At 39.4% G+C, this 21269-nt stretch carries 16 protein-coding genes and 1 pseudogene; all 17 read left to right on the forward strand.

The features are described from left to right. Positions 1-1033 (forward strand): LPXTG cell wall anchor domain-containing protein (locus HT696_RS01965; protein WP_173283230.1); only part of this gene is annotated, 1033 nt, incomplete at its 5' end. 323 nt (positions 1034-1356) lie between these two features. After that, complete coding sequence (glpK, locus tag HT696_RS01970) at positions 1357-2865, forward strand: glycerol kinase GlpK (protein ID WP_049511829.1); 1509 nt, start codon at positions 1357-1359, stop codon at positions 2863-2865. A 41-nt stretch (positions 2866-2906) separates the two neighbouring features. Next, positions 2907-4733, forward strand: a complete 1827-nt coding sequence (gene glpO / locus HT696_RS01975; protein ID WP_173283232.1) for a type 1 glycerol-3-phosphate oxidase — start codon at positions 2907-2909, stop codon at positions 4731-4733. 70 nt (positions 4734-4803) lie between these two features. Beyond that, positions 4804-5508, forward strand: a complete 705-nt coding sequence (locus tag HT696_RS01980; protein ID WP_000980822.1) for an MIP/aquaporin family protein — start codon at positions 4804-4806, stop codon at positions 5506-5508. A 467-nt stretch (positions 5509-5975) separates the two neighbouring features. Next, positions 5976-6839, forward strand: coding sequence for an Rgg/GadR/MutR family transcriptional regulator (locus tag HT696_RS01985; RefSeq protein WP_061438586.1), 864 nt, complete (start codon positions 5976-5978; stop codon positions 6837-6839). Positions 6840-7196: 357 nt separating this feature from the next. Further along, positions 7197-8774: an ABC transporter ATP-binding protein gene (locus HT696_RS01990; RefSeq protein ID WP_050073592.1), complete on the forward strand. Its 1578-nt coding sequence runs from the start codon at positions 7197-7199 to the stop codon at positions 8772-8774. 211 nt (positions 8775-8985) lie between these two features. Then, a pseudogene (locus tag HT696_RS01995) lies at positions 8986-10165 on the forward strand (ryptide export MFS transporter). Between the two features lie 309 nt (positions 10166-10474). Next, the gene (locus tag HT696_RS02000; protein WP_000813667.1) at positions 10475-10606 is read left to right on the forward strand and encodes a teichoic acid D-Ala incorporation-associated protein DltX; all 132 of its coding nucleotides are present in this window, start codon (positions 10475-10477) and stop codon (positions 10604-10606) included. A 20-nt stretch (positions 10607-10626) separates the two neighbouring features. Then, positions 10627-12177 carry a D-alanine--poly(phosphoribitol) ligase subunit DltA gene (gene dltA, locus HT696_RS02005; RefSeq protein WP_173283234.1) on the forward strand — a complete coding sequence of 517 codons (1551 nt, stop codon included), beginning with the start codon at positions 10627-10629 and terminating at the stop codon, positions 12175-12177. Next, entirely contained in the window at positions 12174-13418 is a 1245-nt protein-coding gene (dltB, locus tag HT696_RS02010; RefSeq protein WP_173283236.1) for a D-alanyl-lipoteichoic acid biosynthesis protein DltB, read from the forward strand. Before dltA ends, dltB begins: the two co-directional genes overlap by 4 nt. 12 nt (positions 13419-13430) lie before the next feature. Then, the gene (gene dltC, locus HT696_RS02015) at positions 13431-13670 is read left to right on the forward strand and encodes a D-alanine--poly(phosphoribitol) ligase subunit DltC (protein ID WP_050197725.1); all 240 of its coding nucleotides are present in this window, start codon (positions 13431-13433) and stop codon (positions 13668-13670) included. Beyond that, a complete protein-coding gene (gene dltD / locus HT696_RS02020) occupies positions 13663-14931 on the forward strand; it encodes a D-alanyl-lipoteichoic acid biosynthesis protein DltD (RefSeq protein ID WP_112444716.1) in 1269 nt (422 codons plus the stop codon). Before dltC ends, dltD begins: the two co-directional genes overlap by 8 nt. 152 nt (positions 14932-15083) lie before the next feature. After that, positions 15084-15524 (forward strand): zinc-dependent transcriptional regulator AdcR, encoded by a 441-nt coding sequence (gene adcR, locus HT696_RS02025; protein ID WP_173218783.1) that lies wholly within the window; start codon positions 15084-15086, stop codon positions 15522-15524. Continuing rightward, the gene (locus HT696_RS02030; RefSeq protein ID WP_023941156.1) at positions 15524-16228 is read left to right on the forward strand and encodes a metal ABC transporter ATP-binding protein; all 705 of its coding nucleotides are present in this window, start codon (positions 15524-15526) and stop codon (positions 16226-16228) included. Before adcR ends, HT696_RS02030 begins: the two co-directional genes overlap by 1 nt. Next, positions 16221-17027, forward strand: a complete 807-nt coding sequence (locus HT696_RS02035; protein ID WP_000950030.1) for a metal ABC transporter permease — start codon at positions 16221-16223, stop codon at positions 17025-17027. The genes HT696_RS02030 and HT696_RS02035 overlap by 8 nt, the downstream gene beginning before the upstream one ends. A 9-nt stretch (positions 17028-17036) precedes the next feature. Further along, positions 17037-18542, forward strand: coding sequence for a zinc ABC transporter substrate-binding lipoprotein AdcA (gene adcA / locus HT696_RS02040; protein WP_109588237.1), 1506 nt, complete (start codon positions 17037-17039; stop codon positions 18540-18542). A gap of 1816 nt (positions 18543-20358) precedes the next feature. Next, positions 20359-21243 (forward strand): SPFH domain-containing protein, encoded by an 885-nt coding sequence (locus tag HT696_RS02045; protein WP_025168872.1) that lies wholly within the window; start codon positions 20359-20361, stop codon positions 21241-21243. Positions 21244-21269 lie beyond the last annotated feature (26 nt).

The raw sequence follows: 21269 nt of genomic DNA on the forward strand, positions 1-21269 counted from the left end.
TGAACCTGCAAACCCAGCTGAAGAAACACCAGCACCAAGCAAACCTTCTGAAGATGCTAAGGTTGAAGATCTTCAAAATAAAGTAGCTGATTTAGAAAAAGAAGTAGCTGACTTAGAAAAATTAGTAGCTGACAATGAAAATAATCCAGACGCAGTTGACTATGTTACTGCAGCTAAAGAAAAATTAGAAGCTAAGAAAGCTGACTTAGAAAAAGCTGAAGATGAACTAGACGGAAAACTTAAGAGATTAGAACCAACAGAAGAAAATAAAATCTTAGACGAAATCGATAAAGTTAAAGAGGAAATCAAAGACGCTGAAGAAAATGAAGGCGTTGAAGATTACTATAAAGAAGGTTTAAAAAACCGTTTAGCTGATTTAGAAGAAGCTTTAAAAATCTTAGCAGGCAACGAATCTGAAGTTTTAGATCAAAAAGAAGATAAAAAAGTTCTAAAAGTTACACGCTATGTCGATATTGATACTAATGCTGATATTTTGAATGCTGAAGAAGGTCATTTCAAAGGTAAACCAATTGCAGGTTATACTTTTGTGAAATTTATTGATGAAGATGGTATTATTACTAACTACTACAGAAAAGTAGATGGAAATTATAATAAGGGACCTCAAATAGAACAACAGTCAGGTAGAAATGGTGGAGATTACCCTGGTGACCGTTATATTATTAACAAACCAACACAAACACCAGCTTCAACTCCAGCAGACTCATCAGGTTCAACAACACCGTCTACACCAGCAAATGAGACACCTGCAACACCAGCTCCTGGAGCAGATACTCCTGCTGCACCAGCTCCTGGAGCAGATACTCCTGCTGCACCAGCAGCTGAAGCCCCAGCAACGGCAGCACCAGCAGTAGCAGGTACTAGCCAAGATAACACTTATCAAGCTCCAGCTGCAAAAGCAGATGATAAGAAAGAACTTCCAAATACTGGTGGAAAAGATAATGTTGCAATTGCATCATTAGGATTCCTAGGATTACTCCTTGGTGCCCTTCCATTTGCTAAACGCAAAAACTAATTTCTATAAATTTTTATCAACTATAGTGGGTTGATAAAAAACTGATATTTGGAGAGGACAGCCTTTGTCTGTCTTCTCCATTTTCATAATGAGATGCATAATATCAAGGATTTTGTTCCCTAATATTATGCGTTTTTTATTTTGTTGTACCAAGAAAAGTTCTTCTCTATTGTAAATCATTCATATTTTTTGTGAAATTCACACAATCTACTCACATTTTTTAAAAAATTAAAAAAAGTTGATGAACAAGAAAGCGCTTTATTTTGTATACTAGTTAGTGTAAAGAGGAAACATCCTCAAGATCTTTATCAGGAGGACAGCACATGTCACAAGAAAAATACATCATGGCCATTGATCAGGGAACTACAAGTTCTCGTGCCATTATTTTCAACAAAAAAGGGGAAAAGGTCAGCTCGAGTCAAAAAGAGTTTACTCAGATTTTCCCTCAGGCAGGTTGGGTAGAGCACAATGCCAATGAAATTTGGAACTCTGTTCAGTCAGTTATTGCGGGTGCTTTCATCGAAAGTGGTGTCAAGCCAAATCAAATCGAAGCAATCGGGATTACCAACCAACGTGAAACAACTGTTGTCTGGGATAAGAAAACAGGGCTCCCTATCTATAACGCTATCGTTTGGCAATCACGCCAGACAGCACCTCTGGCTGAACAACTAAAAAGCCAAGGTTATGTGGAAAAATTCCATGAAAAAACTGGTTTGATTATCGATGCTTACTTCTCAGCGACCAAGGTTCGTTGGATTTTGGACCATGTAGAAGGCGCTCAAGAGCGAGCAGAAAAAGGGGAATTGCTCTTTGGTACCATCGATACGTGGTTGGTTTGGAAATTGACTGACGGTGCGGCTCACGTGACGGACTACTCAAACGCAGCTCGTACCATGCTTTATAACATTAAAGAACTTAAATGGGATGATGAGATTTTGGAAATTCTCAACATTCCTAAGGCTATGCTTCCGGAAGTTCGTTCTAACTCTGAAATCTACGGTAAGACAGCCCCATTCCATTTCTACGGTGGAGAAGTCCCAATCTCAGGTATGGCTGGTGACCAACAGGCAGCCCTCTTTGGACAGTTGGCCTTTGAGCCTGGTATGGTCAAGAATACTTATGGAACAGGTTCTTTCATCATCATGAATACTGGTGAAGAGATGCAGTTGTCTGAGAACAACCTCTTGACAACCATTGGTTACGGTATCAATGGCAAGGTTTACTATGCCTTGGAAGGTTCTATCTTCATCGCAGGAAGTGCCATTCAGTGGCTTCGTGACGGTCTTCGCATGGTAGAGAACTCACCAGAATCTGAAAAATACGCTCGTGATTCTCACAATGATGATGAAGTTTATGTAGTTCCAGCCTTTACAGGACTAGGAGCACCATACTGGAACCAAAATGCTCGTGGCTCTGTCTTTGGTTTGACTCGTGGAACAAGTAAGGAAGACTTTATCAAGGCAACTCTTCAATCTATCGCTTATCAAGTGCGTGACATCATCGACACCATGCAAGTGGATGCTCAGACAGCTATCCAAGTCTTGAAGGTGGATGGTGGTGCAGCTATGAACAACTTCCTCATGCAGTTCCAAGCTGACATTTTGGGAATCGATATCGCACGTGCCAAAAACTTGGAAACAACAGCTCTAGGTGCGGCCTTCCTAGCAGGTTTGTCAGTAGGCTACTGGAAAGACTTGGATGAGTTGAAACTCTTGAACGAGACAGGAGAACTTTTTGAGCCATCGATGAACGAATCGCGCAAGGAACAACTCTACAAGGGCTGGAAGAAGGCTGTGAAAGCAACGCAAGTCTTTGCGGAAGTAGACGACTAATACTGGCAGAATAAAGCGACTCAGTTAGAAAGTGTGTAAATATGGAATTTTCAAAGAAAACACGTGAATTATCAATTAAAAAAATGCAGGAACGCACCCTGGACCTCTTGATTATTGGGGGAGGAATCACAGGGGCTGGTGTAGCCTTGCAGGCGGCAGCCAGTGGTCTTGAGACTGGTTTGATTGAAATGCAGGACTTCGCAGAAGGGACATCTAGCCGTTCAACTAAATTGGTTCACGGAGGACTTCGTTACCTTAAGCAATTTGACGTAGAAGTGGTCTCAGATACAGTTTCTGAACGTGCAGTGGTTCAACAAATTGCCCCACACATTCCAAAACCGGACCCAATGCTCTTACCAGTTTACGATGAAGATGGAGCAACCTTCAGCCTCTTCCGTCTTAAAGTAGCCATGGACTTGTACGACCTCTTGGCAGGGGTTAATAACACGCCAGCTGCCAACAAGGTTTTGAGCAAGGATCAAGTCTTGGAACGCCAGCCAAACTTGAAGAAAGAAGGCTTGGTAGGAGGTGGAGTTTATCTTGACTTCCGTAACAACGATGCGCGTCTCGTGATTGAAAATATCAAACGTGCTAACCAAGACGGTGCCCTCATTGCTAACCACGTGAAGGCAGAAGGTTTCCTCTTTGACGAAAGTGGCAAGATTACAGGTGTTGTAGCTCGTGATCTCTTGACAGACCAAGTCTTTGAAATCAAGGCGCGTCTGGTGATTAACACAACAGGTCCTTGGAGCGACAAGGTGCGTAATTTGTCTAATAAGGGAACACAATTCTCACAAATGCGTCCAACTAAGGGAGTTCACTTGGTAGTGGATTCAAGTAAGATCAAGGTTTCACAGCCAGTTTACTTTGACACAGGTTTGGGTGACGGTCGTATGGTCTTTGTTCTCCCACGTGAAAACAAGACTTACTTTGGTACAACTGATACAGATTACACAGGTGATTTGGAACATCCAAAAGTGACTCAGGAAGATGTAGATTACCTACTTGGCATTGTCAACAACCGCTTCCCAGAAGCCAACATTACCATTGATGATATAGAAAGTAGCTGGGCAGGTCTTCGTCCATTGATCGCAGGCAATAGCGCTTCTGACTACAATGGAGGAAATAACGGAACCATCAGTGATGAAAGCTTTAACAACTTGATTGCGACTGTTGAATCTTATCTCTCTAAAGAAAAAACGCGTGAAGATGTTGAGTCTGCTGTCAGCAAGCTTGAAAGCAGCACCTCTGAGAAACATTTGGACCCATCTGCAGTTTCTCGTGGTTCGAGCTTGGACCGTGATGATAATGGTCTCTTGACTCTTGCTGGTGGTAAAATCACAGACTACCGTAAGATGGCTGAAGGAGCTATGGAGCGCGTGGTTGGCATCCTCAAAGCAGAATTTGACCGTAGCTTTAAACTCATCAATTCTAAGACTTACCCTGTTTCAGGTGGGGAATTGAACCCAGCAAATGTAGATTCAGAAATCGAAGCCTTTGCTCAACTTGGAGTGTCACGTGGTTTGGATAGCAAGGAAGCTCATTATCTGGCAAATCTCTACGGTTCAAATGCACCGAAAGTCTTTGCCCTTGCTCACAGCTTGGAACAAGCACCAGGACTCAGCTTGGCAGATACCTTGTCCCTTCACTATGCAATGCGCAATGAGTTGGCTCTTAGCCCAGTTGACTTCCTCCTTCGTCGTACCAACCACATGCTCTTTATGCGTGATAGTTTGGATAGCATCGTTGAGCCAGTTTTGGATGAAATGGGACGCTTCTATGACTGGACAGAAGAAGAAAAAGCAACTTACCGTGCGGATGTCGAAGCGGCTCTCGCTAACAACGATTTAGCAGAATTAAAAAATTAAGAAAAAATAAAAGAGGTGGCGGGCAGGACTCCTAGTCTACCCTCTCCTCCTTTTTAATGGAGACAGAAAGATGATGAATGAATTATTTGGAGAATTTTTAGGGACTTTAATCCTGATTCTTCTAGGAAATGGTGTTGTTGCAGGTGTGGTTCTTCCTAAAACCAAGAGCAACAGCTCAGGTTGGATTGTGATTACTATGGGTTGGGGGATTGCAGTTGCAGTTGCAGTCTTTGTATCTGGCAAGCTCAGTCCAGCTCATTTAAACCCAGCTGTGACCATTGGTGTAGCCTTAAAAGGTGGTCTGCCTTGGGCATCGGTATTCCCTTATATCCTAGCCCAGTTCGCAGGGGCTATGCTGGGTCAGATTTTGGTTTGGTTGCAATTCAAACCGCATTATGAGGCAGAAGAAAATGCAGGCAATATCCTAGCAACCTTCAGTACTGGGCCAGCCATCAAAGATACTGTATCAAACTTGATTAGTGAAATCCTAGGAACTTTTGTATTGGTATTGACAATCTTTGCTTTGGGTCTTTACGATTTTCAGGCAGGTATCGGAACCTTTGCAGTGGGGACTTTGATTGTCGGTATCGGTCTATCACTAGGTGGGACAACAGGCTATGCCTTGAACCCTGCGCGTGACCTCGGTCCTCGTATCATGCACAGCATCTTGCCAATTCCAAACAAGGGAGACGGAGACTGGTCTTACGCTTGGATTCCTGTTGTGGGACCTGTTATTGGTGCAGCCTTGGCCGTGCTTGTGTTCTCACTTTTCTAATTTATACTCAATGAAAATCAAAGAGCAAACTAGGAAATTCGCCGCAGGCTGTACTTGAGTACGGCAAGGCGACGTTGACGCGGTTTGAATTTGATTTTCGAAGAGTATTAGAAAACAATTATTTTGATAGAGCTTAGGCAAGAGCCCAATTTCAGCAAAAAATGAAGTAAATCTTCTCATAATAAAACGCATCATATCAAGTTTTCAACACCTGATATGATGCGTTTTTATGATTTTTAAGACTTTTTCTCCAGTATCTTTTTTCGATTGAAGATGTAAGTATTTTAGTAACTAATTTCTTAGTACTAGCCAACAACGATAATCATAATTCCTCCCAAAATTAGGAATAATAAAGGCAATAATTTTTGTTTTTTCATGTGAAATACCTCACTTTTATTTTCTTCTATTTTATGCTAAAATATTAAAAATCAAAAACTGTTCCCATATATGCTTGTTGGAGAGATATTATGAAAAAATTTGGAGAAATTTTTAAAAAGTTTCGAGAATCTAGAGGGTTTCGCTTAAAAGATGTCGAAAAAGCTGGTATATCAACATCACAGCTCTCACGTTTTGAAAAGGGAGAGACTGATTTAACCATTTCAAAATTTATGGCTATTTTGGATGAAATTAACATGCCTATTGATGAATTTATGTATGCTGTTCATGATTTTCATCGTGATGAACTGAACGAACTCTTATCAAAGATTAGGCATTTTGTATCAAATCATGATGTTGATGGGTTGAAAAAACTACTTTATTCTCAGATGGAGTCAGATTCTAAACAAGAGAAATTTCATAAGCTTAACATTATTTTATTAAAAATTCGTTTACAAGATTTATCTGGAGAAGCTTATTATTCTGGTGATGATTTATCTTATCTAACTGACTATCTCTTTAGTGTTGAATACTGGGGATACTATGAATTATTGATTTTTTCAAATACTTTAGATGTCCTAAAACACGATGTCTTTATGGTTTTGGCTAGAGAGATGTCCAGACGTTCTGATTTTTATAAAGAAATTCCTAATAATAGACGACTGATTTCATCTATGCTATTGAACGGATATATCACATGTATTGAAAGAGGAAAATTTCTTGATGCTTTGTATTTTGAAAAACGACTAAACCAATGCTTTTTCACTGAAACTGAAATTTATGAACGGCTGGTATTCCAGTATGCCCAATATCTATATCGCTATAAAAAAGAGACGGATTGCAAAGCAATTATTGAAATGAGGAAGTGTATTGGAGCAATGAAATTAGCGGGAAGTAACCATTTGGCAAAGAATTATGAGGGACATTTAGAAAAAATTTTAGCAGATAAAGGGTAGTGTGCAGATATGGGAAAGGAAGTATCTCGAAATAATATTTTGGTAGAATTGTCTTTAGAAATTTCAATTACAGTTGTTTTATCAGTTCATTGTATTTGAGCGATAGGATTTTTCGAAGTTGTCACCATAATTATGAATTTTGAGGTATTTAATATGCAAGTTCTATCTCCATATATTTTAAGAAAGAAAAGTGAAACAGGAGAATTATTTTTCAATAGTAAAAATAATCACTCTTAATAAACAGCATCATATATAGGTTAATTAAATTATTGTATAGTCTCAGTTGGAGTTAATTTGTTTATAACTTTTAGACTGAGGCTTTTATATCTATTCGCTTTCTTTTAGATAGGCTTATTTATGAAATTTCTAAAATACATTAAAACTAATATTTTTATCTATTTTTTAATAGGAGTGCTTTTGAATAGCGGGATGGCTCTAATAAAGCCATTGTTATTGGATAAGCTATTGAATATTCGTGAAGAGCAACTTACAATTGGTACAATTTCATACTTTGTTTTATATGGCCTGTGTTTACACCTGTTTTTTTATAGCACGATGTTGCTAGCAAATTTTGTTAGTAATAATCTGCAACGTCATCTTCAAATTCGTTTAAAAGATCAGCTTATTAAGAAATTATTTTTGAAAGAAAACTTTGTATATGATGAAAAAGTTTCAATTGTTACACAAGATATGGAACTGCTCTATAATCGCTTCTTTTTACCCTTGGATATGATAGTTGGAAGAGTTTTTATACTTTGTACAACGATTGTTTTTATTTTGGTGCAAAATTTTTGGCTTGGTATTGTTTTTATCGTGTTCTCTTTTCTTCGACCATTACCTCAATGGGTAATGAATAATCGTTTAATGAAAAGTGGTGCAAATTTTTCGGAAATGCAAAAAGCTTTTCATCTATCTGTAGGAGATTTTTTTAAGGGAGCAGATACGATATATTTTTATGGCGCTAGTAAAGAAAACTTTGCTAAGATGAGAAAAAACAACGAGTGTTACGAGAATGCTCGTTGGAAAAATGAATGGACTAGCAATGTCGTTTATTTTTTCAATGGTCCTTTAGAATTCCTTAGTCAGGTACTACCTCTTGCACTTGGTCTTTTATTACAAAAGAGCGGTATAGAGTTAACAACAGCTAGTTTGGTCTCTATGTATATAGCTACAATGAATCTTAGCGGACCTATTCAAAGAATTATGTATAGCATATCTGATATACAGCGATCGCAAACAGTGAAAGAAAAAATATTTTCATTATTGGAAGAATCTTGTTTAGAAACATCATATCCGACAGTCGAATCTTTAGCTGAGCTAGTTTTGGAGGGCGTTTCAAAACAGGTTGGAGAGCAAGTGCTCTTTTATGATTTGTCACTTAGATTAACTAAGCCAAGTAAAGTTTTAATAAAGGGAGCTAGTGGTACCGGAAAGTCAACTCTCCTACAGTTGGTAGCAGGAAAGATAAGTCCGAATAGTGGTAGAATTATCGTACGTGATAAATCAGGTCGAGAATTTACTCATTATCAAGGGAATGTCGCTTATATCTCTCAGAATCCATTTTTCAGACATGGGACAATCCGAGAAAATTTAACATTAGGACAGGAGATTTCAGATAAAGAATTACTCTGTTGCCTAGAACAAGTTGGATTAACGAATGAAATCACCAATATCTTGGATTATCAACTGATAAACAATGGAGAAAACATTTCAGGCGGACAACGTTTACGACTTGAATTAGTTCGCTGTCTGCTTCGACAAAAAGACATTGTGTTGGCGGATGAGGTTACATCATCCTTAGACAAGGACAATGCATATCAAGTGCGCCAGTTACTTTTGCAGTTGCCTATCATTTTGATTGAAGTTGCTCATCATATTGATTCAGAAACGGTTTATAATCAAGTAATTGATTTGGGAAAATATAGAATAAAATAAATAGACTTGTTTGGCATCTTGTCAGCTATAATATATATGCTATATTATGGATTGTTTTAGCTGATTTAAAGATGTGAAACCTAAAAACGATGGCTAAGTTGGAATGTTAAAAATTCAATTTCTGACCACCTAATCTTGTGTCAAATAGTTATCAAACAAAGTCTACTATACCATTTATCAGTTAAATATTTTTATGTTATAGGAGAGCTACATGTCTAATTCATTTGTCAAGTTGTTAGTCTCTCAATTGTTTGCAAATTTAGCAGATATTTTCTTTAGAGTAACAATCATTGCTAACATATACATTATTTCAAAATCAGTAATTGCCACATCACTAGTTCCCATTTTAATAGGGATATCCTCTTTTGTTGCGAGTCTTTTAGTTCCTTTGGTTACTAAAAGGTTAGCGCTAAATAGGGTTTTATCTTTATCCCAATTTGGAAAGACTATATTATTATCAATACTGGTAGGGATGTTTATACTAATGCAATCAGTAGCGCCTTTGGTGACCTATCTGTTTGTTGTTGTAATTTCCATATTAGATGGTTTTGCAGCACCTGTTTCCTATGCTATTGTGGCCACGCTATGCGACCGATTTGGGTAAGGCTAATTCAGCCTTATCAATGAGTGGTGAAGCTGTTCAATTGGTGGGTTGGGGATTAGGTGGACTCTTATTTGCAACAATTGGTCTCTTACCTACCACGTTTATCATTTTAATCTTGTATATCATTTCTAGCTTTCTGATGTTATTTCTTCCTAAGGCTGAAGTGGAGGTGTTAGAGTCAGAAACTAATCTTGAAATTTTGTTCAAAGGTTGGAATTTAGTTACTAGAGATCCTAGATTAAGACTTTTTGTATCAGCAAATTTATTGGAAATTTTTTCAAATACGATTTGGGTTTCTTCCATTATGCTTGTTTTTGTAACTGAGTTATTAAATAAAACGGAAAGTTACTGGGGATATTCTAATACAGCATACTCTATTGGTATTATAATTAGTGGCTTAATTGCTTTTAGGCTATCTGAAAAGTTCCTTGCTGCTAAATGGGAAAGTATTCTTTTTCCTCTTGTAGCTATGGCAATAGTGACACTGACTATTCTATATTTTCCAAACGCACAGATGTTTTTATTATTGTCAGCTTTAGTTGGTATGTTATCGCAACTAAAAGAAGTTCCTGAAACTGTATTTCTTCAGGAAACAGTAGAGGAAAATCATTTGGTTAATGTCTATTCCGTTCTTGAAGTGATTTCGACACTAGCATTTTCAGTGTTTGTTTTGCTAATGAGCTATATTACTGAGAGTTTTGGTATTAGCATCAGTTTTTGGCTATCAGCCATTTGTCTGATGATAGAAGCTATTTTAATTTATATCAGACGAGATTATTTTAAATAAGAGACTGGTTAAAAAGTCTTGAAAAATTAGAAAAGCGCATAGTATCAGGTGTTGAAAAACTTGATATTGTGCGTTTTATTATGGAAAGATTCCCTTCATTGTCTCCTGAAATGGAGTTTTTGCCCAGGATCACTCTATTTGAAATATACATAGAAAAACCGCATAATTCTTAAAATAAACTGAAATCTAGTGAAAATGTACGGTAAACAATTGAAAAACTAGTCTATAAAGTGGTACAATAGTAGAAAAATACTATAGTAAGAGTCTATCTTATTTAGCAAAAATTACAGAAATGAATGGTTTTTCTTGATGAAACAGAGAAAAGAATTGTACCTCTTTCTTGGTCGGACAGCCTTGTATTTTCTTATCTTTCTAGGGCTGCTTTACTTCTTTAGCTATCTTGGTCAGGGTCAAGGAAGCTTTATCTATAATGAATTTTAACTTGAAGGAGAATCCCTATTGTGTCAAATAAACCAATAGCAGATATGATTGAAACCATTGAGCATTTTGCTCAGACCCAGCCTAGCTATCCTGTCTATAATGTTTTGGGGCAGGAACACACTTATGGCGATTTAAAGGCTGATTCGGATAGTTTGGCTGTAGCCATTGACCAACTAGGCTTGCCTGAGAAGTCTCCTGTGGTTGTTTTTGGTGGCCAAGAATATGAAATGTTGGCAACCTTTGTAGCGCTGACTAAGTCAGGTCACGCCTACATTCCAATTGATAGCCATTCGGCCTTGGAGCGAGTTTCGGCTATTTTAGAAGTTGCAGAGCCAAGTTTGATTATTGCCATTTCAGACTTTCCATTGGGGCAGGTTTCTACACCGATGATGACTCTGGATCAGGTTCAAGAAGCCTTTGCTCAAGGGACTAGCTATGAGATCACGCATCCAGTCAAGGGCGATGATAACTACTACATTATCTTTACTTCTGGTACGACGGGTAAGCCAAAGGGAGTGCAGATTTCACATGATAATCTCCTCAGCTTTACCAACTGGATGATTACGGACAAGGAATTTGCGACGCCAAGTCGTCCGCAAATGCTGGCTCAGCCACCTTATTCTTTTGATCTGTCTGTCATGTATTGGGCACCGACATTAGCACTTGGTGGTACACTTTTCGCTCTTCCTTCAGCTATTACTCAGGACTTTAAGCAACTCTTTGCGACCATCTTTTCATTGCCAATCGCTATCTGGACATCAACGCCTTCTTTTGCGGATATGGCCATGTTGTCAGAAGACTTTAATAGTGAGAAAATGCCTGGAATCACGCATTTCTACTTTGATGGTGAAGAATTGACGGTTAAAACGGCTCAAAAACTACGTGAGCGTTTCCCAAATGCCCGTATCATCAATGCCTACGGTCCAACAGAAGCTACAGTGGCTCTGTCAGCCGTTGCTGTGACAGGCGAGATGTTAGCGACTCTCAAACGTCTACCAATCGGCTATACCAAGGCTGATTCTCCAACCTTTATCATTGACGAGGAAGGAAATAAATTGCCAAATGGTGAACAGGGAGAAATCATTGTTTCTGGACCAGCTGTTTCAAAAGGTTATATGAACAATCCTGAAAAAACAGCAGAAGCCTTCTTTGAGTTTGAAGGTCTGCCAGCCTATCATACAGGCGATGTGGGAACTATGACAGATGAAGGCTTGCTTCTCTACGGCGGACGCATGGACTTCCAGATTAAGTTTAACGGTTACCGCATTGAGTTAGAAGATGTCTCTCAAAACCTCAATAAGTCTCGCTTTATCGAGTCTGCTGTCGCAGTACCGCGCTATAATAAGGACCACAAGGTACAAAATCTGTTGGCCTATGTCATCTTAAAAGATGGTGTCCGTGAACAGTTTGAGCGTGATATCGATATTACCAAGGCTATCAAGGAAGACTTGACAGATATTATGATGTCTTATATGATGCCGTCCAAATTTCTTTACCGAGACAGTTTGCCACTGACTCCAAATGGAAAGATTGACATCAAAGGATTGATTAACGAGGTGAATAAGAGATGATGGAGTTCTTTCAACAGCTTCCTCATTTAGAGCCATATGGCAATCCTCAGTATTTTGTCTATGTGATTGTTGCAACCTTGCCCATCTTTATCGGCCTCTTTTTCAAGAAACGATTCGCCTGGTACGAGGTATTGGTTAGTCTCTTCTTTATCGTTACCATGCTGGTAGGTGGGAAGACTAACCAATTGGCTGCCTTGGGTATTTACCTTTGTTGGGAAATATTGCTCGTACTCTTCTACAAGCATTATCGAAAAAGTAAGGATGGCAAGTGGGTCTTCTACCTAGTTAGCTTTCTATCCCTCCTTCCGATTATCTTTGTCAAGGTGCAGCCAGCTATCAATGGAACGCAGTCTTTGCTTGGGTTCTTGGGTATTTCTTACCTGACCTTTCGTTCGGTTGGGATTATCATCGAGCTGAGAGATGGAGTGATTAAGGATTTTACCCTCTGGGAATTCCTCCGTTTTCTTCTCTTCATTCCGACCTTTTCAAGTGGCCCAATCGATCGCTTTAAGCGTTTTAATGAAAATTATCAGACCATTCCTGAGCGGGATGAGTTGATGGATATGTTGGATGAATCTGTTCGCTATATTATGTGGGGATTTTTGTACAAGTTTATCCTGGCTCATATTTTAGGAGAGACTTTGTTGCCTCCTCTGAAGAATCTAGCTTTGCAGTCAGGTGGCTTCTTTAACCCCTATGTTTTAGCGGTTATGTATACCTTTGGTATGGAGCTCTTCTTTGATTTTGCGGGTTACTCTATGTTTGCCTTAGCCATTTCAAATTTGATGGGAATTCGTAGCCCTATCAACTTTAACAAACCTTTTTTATCAAGGGATTTAAAGGAATTTTGGAATCGCTGGCACATGAGCCTCTCTTTCTGGTTCCGTGACTTTGTCTTTATGCGAATGGTGATGGTATTGACCAGAAAGAAGGTCTTTAAAAATCGTAATGTAACTTCAAGTGTGGCCTACATTGTAAATATGCTGATTATGGGATTTTGGCACGGTGTGACCTGGTACTACATCGCCTATGGGCTCTTTCATGGGATTGGACTGGTCATCAATGACGCTTGGGTTCGTAAGAAAAAAACGCTCAATAAGGAACGGAAAAAAGCAGGGAAGCCTGCTCTACCTGAGAATCGCTGGATTCAGTTGCTTGGCATGGTTATCACCTTCCATGTCGTCATGCTGTCATTCTTAATCTTTTCTGGATTTTTGAATGATTTATGGTTTAAAAAATAAAGGAAATAAAATATGGATATCAAATCAGAAGTTATCGAAATTATTGATGAGTTGTTTATGGAAGATGTTTCTGACATGATGGATGAAGATCTTTTTGATGCAGGTGTCTTGGATAGTATGGGAACGGTTGAGTTGATTGTAGAGATTGAGAACCGTTTTGACATTCGTGTCCCTGTAACAGAGTTTGGTCGCGACGACTGGAATACAGCCAATAAAATCATAGCTGGTATTATGGAGCTACAAAATGCTTAAACGCTTATGGATGATCTTCGGACCGGTCTTGATAGCTGGTTTGTTGGTTTTTCTGCTCATTTTCTTTTATCCTACTGAGATGCGTCATAATCTAGGAGCTGAAAAGCGTTCAGCAGTGGCTACTACTATCGATAGTTTTAAGGAGCGAAGTCAAAAGGTCAGAGCACTATCTGATCCGAACATACGTTTTGTTCCCTTCTTTGGCTCTAGTGAATGGCTTCGTTTTGACGGTGCTCATCCTGCAGTCTTGGCTGAGAAGTATAATCGCTCCTACCGTCCGTATCTTTTAGGACAGAGGGGAGCTGCATCGCTTAACCAGTATTTTGGAATGCAACAGATGTTGCCACAGCTAGAGAATAAACAAGTTGTGTATGTTATCTCACCCCAGTGGTTCAGTAAATATGGCTATGAGCCAGCAGCTTTTCAGCAGTATTTTAATGGAGACCAGTTGACCAGTTTTCTGGAACATCAATCTGGAGATCAGGCTAGCCAATATGCGGCGACTCGCTTACTACAGCAGTTTCCTAACGTAGCTATGAAGGATTTGGTTCAGAAGTTGGCAAGTAAAGAAGAATTGTCGACGGCAGACAATGAAATGATTGAATTATTGGCTCGGTTTAATGAACGCCAAGCTTCCTTTTTTGGGCAGTTTTCAGTTAGAGGCTATGTCAATTATGATAAGCATGTAGTTAAGTATTTAAAGACCTTGCCAGACCAGTTTTCTTATCAAGCTATAGAAGATGTCGTTAAAGCAGATGCTGAAAAGAATACTTCCAATAATGATCTGGGAATGGAAAATTATTTCTATAATACGCAGATTAAGAAGGATCTGAAGAAATTAAAGGACTCTCAGAAAAGCTTTACCTATCTCAAGTCGCCAGAGTATAATGACTTGCAGTTGGTTTTAACACAGTTTTCTAAATCTAGGGTAAACCCGATTTTTATCATTCCACCTGTTAATAAAAAATGGATGGACTACGCTGGTTTACGAGAGGATATGTACCAACAAACGGTGCAGAAGATTCGCTACCAATTAGAAAGTCAAGGTTTTACCAATATAGCAGATTTTTCTAAGGACGGCGGGGAGCCTTTCTTTATGAAGGATACCATTCACCTTGGTTGGTTGGGTTGGTTGGCTTTTGACAAGGCAGTTGATCCTTTCCTATCCAATCCCACACCAGCTCCGACTTACCACTTGAATGAGCGCTTTTTCAGCAAAGATTGGGCGACATACGATGGAGATGTCAAAGAATTTCAATAGATCATGATATAGAAGAGTTCAAGAATGAAGCCTATTTTCACGTTTTTTCTTGACTCTTTTTTTGCTTGTGATATAATTAACTGGTAAATAAAATGTCAAAGAATAGTATTTTTCTCTTAAAAAAGAGAAGTCCAAAAGGAAAGGAGTCAGATATGAGACAGCTAGCGAAGGATATCGATGGCTTTTTGAATGAGGTGATTTTACAGGCGGAAAACCAACATGAAATCCTAATAGGTCATTGCACTAGTGAGGTGGCCCTGACCAATACCCAGGAGCACATTCTCATGCTTTTGTCGGAGGAATCTTTAACCAATTCAGAATTGGCCCGTCGTCTCAATGTCAGTCAGGCGGCAGTTACCAAGGCCATCAAGTCTTTGGTCAAGGAAGGGATGTTAGAAACATCTAAAGATCCGAAGGATGCGCGTGTGATTTTTTATCAGTTGACTGATTTGGCTCGTCCAATCGCTGAGGAGCACCATCATCACCATGAGCATACACTTTTAACCTATGAAGAAGTGGCGACTCAGTTTACTCCAAATGAACAAAAAGTGATCCAGCGGTTTTTGACTGCTTTAGTAGGAGAAATCAAATAATGAGATATATTACGGTAGAGGATTTATCCTTCTATTATGATAAGGAGCCTGTTCTTGAGCATATCAATTATAGTGTTGATAGTGGGGAATTTGTTACCTTGACTGGGGAAAATGGGGCAGCTAAGACGACACTGATCAAGGCCAGTCTTGGAATTCTCCAACCACGCATTGGTAGGGTGACCATTTCAAAGACAAATACGCAGGGTAAGAAATTGAGAATAGCTTACCTTCCTCAACAGATTGCCAGTTTTAATGCAGGTTTTCCAAGTACGGTTTATGAATTTGTCAAATCAGGTCGCTATCCGCGAAAAGGCTGGTTCCGTCGCTTGAATGCTCATGATGAGGAGCATATCAAGGCTAGTCTGGACTCAGTTGGCATGTGGGAACACAGAGACAAACGCTTGGGTTCTCTATCTGGAGGACAAAAGCAGCGAGCGGTAATCGCGCGTATGTTTGCTTCTGATCCAGATGTGTTTATCCTAGATGAGCCGACAACGGGGATGGATGCAGGAAGTAAAAACGAATTTTACGAACTCATGCATCACAGCGCCCATCATCATGGCAAGGCTGTTTTGATGATTACTCATGATCCTGAAGAAGTTAAGGACTATGCGGATCGCAATATTCATCTAGTTCGTAACCAAGACTCGCCATGGCGTTGTTTCAACGTTCATGAGAATGATCAGGAGGTGGGCCATGCTTAGTTTGTTATCTTATGACTTTATGCAACGTGCCTTTCTGGCGGTTATTGCCATGAGTCTTTTCTCGCCAGTTCTTGGAACCTTCCTCATCTTGCGCCGTCAGAGTTTGATGAGTGATACTCTTAGCCACGTCTCGCTTTCAGGTGTAGCCTTTGGTCTGGTACTAGGGATTTCTCCGACTATTTCAACTATTGCTATTGTCTTGATTGCGGCGGTTTTTTTGGAGTATCTCCGTACGGTTTACAAGAGCTTTATGGAAATCGGGACAGCTATTCTCATGTCAACAGGTCTGGCTGTTTCTCTGATTGTCATGAGCAAGGGAAAAAGCTCTAGTTCTATGAGTTTGGACCAGTATCTTTTTGGTTCAATCGTGACTATCAGCGAAGAACAGGTTATTTCCCTCTTTGTCATTGCGGCGGTTGTTTTGATTTTGACCTTCCTCTTCCTTCGTCCAATGTATATCTTGACCTTTGATGAGGATACGGCCTTTGTGGATGGCTTGCCAGTTCGTACCATGTCTATTCTTTTTAACATGGTAACAGGGGTGGCCATTGCCCTTATGATTCCTGCTGCAGGAGCTCTTTTGGTATCGACCATCATGGTCTTGCCAGCTAGTATTGCCCTGCGTCTGGGGAAAAACTTTAAATCGGTTATGCTGCTTGCCAGTGCTATTGGATTTTTGGGAATGGTAGCAGGACTTTACATTTCCTACTATGCAGAAACACCTGCCAGTGCAAGTATTACCATTATTTTTGTAACTGTTTTCTTGCTCATTAGTTTAGTAAGACGTTTTATCAAATAGGAGACTAAGATGAAAAAAATTAGCTTATTACTAGCCAGTCTATGTGCCTTGTTTTTAGTGGCTTGTTCCCATCAAAAACAGGCAGATGGCAAACTCAATATCGTGACAACCTTTTACCCTGTCTATGAATTTACCAAGCAAGTCGCAGGAGATACTGCTAATGTGGAACTCCTCATCGGTGCTGGGACAGAACCCCATGAATATGAACCCTCTGCCAAGGCAGTTGCCAAAATCCAAGACGCAGATACCTTCGTTTATGAAAATGAAAATATGGAAACATGGGTTCCTAAATTGCTAGATACTTTGGATAAGAAAAAAGTGAAAACCATCAAGGCGACAGGCGATATGTTGCTCTTGCCAGGTGGTGAGGAAGAAGAGGGAGACCATGACCATGGAGAAGAAGGCCATCACCATGAGTTTGACCCCCATGTTTGGTTATCACCAGTCCGTGCCATTAAACTTGTAGAGCACATCCGTGATAGCTTGTCAGCAGATTATCCTGATAAAAAAGAGACCTTTGAAAAGAACGCAGCTGCCTATATCGAAAAATTGCAAGCCTTGGATAAGGCTTATGCAGAAGGCTTGTCTCAAGCCAAACAAAAGAGCTTTGTGACTCAGCACGCTGCCTTTAACTATCTTGCTTTGGACTATGGACTCAAACAAGTCGCAATCTCAGGTCTTTCTCCAGATGCAGAACCATCAGCTGCTCGTTTGGCAGAGTTGACAGAGTACGTCAAGAAAAATAAAATTGCCTATATCTACTTTGAAGAAAATGCTTCACAAGCTCTTGCTAACACACTTTCAAAAGAAGCAGGTGTCAAAACAGATGTCCTCAATCCTTTAGAAAGTCTGACAGAAGAGGACACCAAGGCGGGAGAAAATTATATCTCTATCATGGAGAAAAACCTCAAAGCTTTGAAACAAACAACAGACCAAGAAGGCCCAGCAATCGAGCCTGAAAAGGCAGAGGATACCAAAACAGTTCAAAATGGTTACTTCGAGGATGCAGCTGTCAAGGATCGCACCTTGAGTGACTATGCAGGTAACTGGCAATCAGTTTATCCTTTCCTTGAAGATGGTACGTTTGACCAAGTCTTTGACTACAAGGCTAAGTTGACTGGTAAGATGACTCAGGCTGAATACAAGGCTTACTATACAAAAGGCTATCAGACAGATGTCACTAAGATCAACATTACTGATAATACTATGGAATTTGTTCAAGGTGGACAAAGTAAGAAATACACTTACAAGTATGTCGGCAAGAAAATCTTGACTTATAAGAAAGGCAATCGTGGTGTGCGCTTCCTCTTTGAAGCCACGGATGCGGATGCTGGACAGTTCAAGTATGTTCAGTTTAGTGACCACAATATCGCCCCAGTTAAGGCAGAACATTTCCATATTTTCTTTGGAGGCACAAGCCAAGAAGCCCTCTTTGAAGAAATGGATAACTGGCCAACCTATTACCCAGATAACCTATCTGGACAAGAAATCGCCCAAGAAATGTTGGCGCATTGATGAGAAACCGATTAGTTCATAGGAGCTAGTCGGTTTTTTGATACTAGATGGCTAACTTCATTATAGACCTTTCAGAATTTTAAACAATAAATAAAGCTCTTGAAATATCTGGGCTTATATGTTAGAATGATTTTATCGGATAAGGTTCATTAGAATACTACCCCCTAACTACTGCCATAGTTAAGGGGTGTTTTGGTATATTCTACAGGAATAGAAAAAGACCCTCTAAACTTTGTAGAGAGCCTTAAAAAATCAAAATAAAAAGATAACCCCAGGCACATAGGAATGCTCAACCTTTCAGTCTACCCCATTCTGGGACCCAGCGTTTATCCTTCACAAGTTATCTTATTGAGTCCATTATATCACACTTATGGAAAATGTAAAGAAATTTGTATAGTATTTTTAAATGAATTGATGAAAAATCAAATACCTTTCAGAACTAAGGAACTTTAAATAATAAATAAAACTCTTGAAATATCTGGGCTTATATGCTAGAATGTAGTTAGTGTATAAGGTTCATTAGAACACCAAAGCCCCTAACTACTGCCATAGTTAAGGGCTTTTTTGACGTATCTTAGCGATTTAACGGGTGTTGATAGGCTAGTCAGTCGGTCTACTTCTTACCATCTAGCCATTTGCAGACGAAATACAAGATAATTCCTGCTATAACATCCGCTATAATAGTAAGAGCAAGCTCAGGCATAAGGCTCATTAGTTTCACCTCCTCTCACGACCCCATAGGAACGTAATCGGTAACCGATGACCAAAATAGTATACCACACTAAATTTAGATCATCAAGGTCACTTAATGCTTGAACTATTGTAGATTATATGCTAGAATATAGTTAATTGATAAGGTTCATTAGAACACCAAAGCCCCTAACTAGTGCGATAGTTAAGGGCTTTTTTGACGTATCTTAGCGATTTAACGGGTGTTTATAGGCTAGTCACTCGGTTTACTCTTTACTATCTAGCCATCTGCAGACGAAATACAAGATAATTCCAGCTATAACATCCGCTATAATAGTAAGAGCGAGCTCTATGATAAGGCTCATTAGTTTCACCTCCTCTCACGAACCCATAGGAACGTAATCGGTAACCGATGACAAAAGTATTATACCACACTAAATTTAGATCATCAACCTCACTTAATGCTTGAACTATTGTAGATTATATGCTAGAATATAGTTAATTGATAAGGTTCATTAGAACACCAAAGCCCTTAACTATTGCCGTAGTTAAGGGCTTTTTTGACGTATCTTAGCGATTTAACGGGTGTTGATAGGCTAGTCAGTCGGTCTACTCCTTACTATCTAGCCATCTGCAGACGAAATACAAGATAATTCCAGCTATAACATCCGCTATAATAGTAAGAGCGAGCTCTATGATAAGGCTCATTAGTTTCACCTCCTCTCACGAACCCATAGGAACGTAATCGGTAACCGATGACAAAAATAGTATACCACAATAAATTTAGATCATCAACATTGCTTAATGCTTGAACTATTGGAGTGCGGTTCACTGTAATGATGTTTTTGTTATCCTATTAAAGGGTTAGCTGTTATTTGTTTTGTTTAGTTAGCCATAGCTTGAAAAGTTCAGATAGTACTTGGATAAATAACGGAGCTAGAAATATTCTGAGCAAGGTTTCTAATATATGTAACTTAAATTGATAGAAATTAGACGACAATAGGACAATTCATCTCTAATTATTGACATTTCAGGAAAAATCGCAGTAAAAACGGTACAGCCTTCTTTAAATGTGCTATAATACTAGAAAAATACTTGTGGAGGTTCCATTATGGCAATATTTTTCATGATTTTTCTGATTGTTTGTGTGCTCCTATTGGTGATAGTCACACTGAGTACGGTTTATGTGGTTCGTCAGCAGTCGGTGGCGATTATTGAACGCTTTGGGAAATACCAAAAGGTTGCCAATAGCGGTATTCATATTCGCTTGCCTTTTGGGATTGACTCGATTGCAGCGCGGATTCAGTTGCGTTTGCTGCAAAGTGATATTGTGGTTGAGACCAAGACCAAGGACAATGTGTTCGTTATGATGAATGTAGCGACTCAGTACCGTGTCAATGAACAGAGCGTGACAGATGCCTACTATAAACTTATGCGTCCAGAATCTCAGATTAAATCTTATATCGAAGACGCTCTTCGCTCTTCTGTTCCAAAATTAACCTTGGATGAATTGTTTGAGAAAAAAGATGAGATTGCCCTTGAAGTCCAACACCAAGTAGCAGAAGAAATGACTACTTACGGTTATATTATTGTGAAAACCTTGATTACCAAGGTCGAACCAGATGCAGAAGTCAAGCAATCTATGAATGAAATCAATGCGGCGCAACGTAAGCGGGTCGCAGCGCAAGAATTGGCGGAAGCTGATAAGATTAAAATCGTCACTGCAGCTGAAGCCGAAGCAGAAAAAGACCGTCTTCATGGTGTGGGGATTGCCCAACAACGTAAGGCGATTGTGGATGGATTGGCAGAGTCTATCACTGAACTCAAGGAAGCCAATGTTGGCATGACAGAAGAACAAATCATGTCCATCCTCTTGACTAACCAGTACTTGGATACCTTGAATACCTTTGCCTCTAAAGGAAATCAAACCATCTTTCTACCAAATACGCCAAATGGTGTGGATGATATCCGTACACAAATCTTGTCAGCCCTCCGTGCTGAGAAGAAATAATAGATTAAAGAGCTTGGCAACAGGCT

The sequence above is a fragment of the Streptococcus sp. 9903 genome, assembly GCF_013276625.1.
Lineage (GTDB): Bacteria > Bacillota > Bacilli > Lactobacillales > Streptococcaceae > Streptococcus.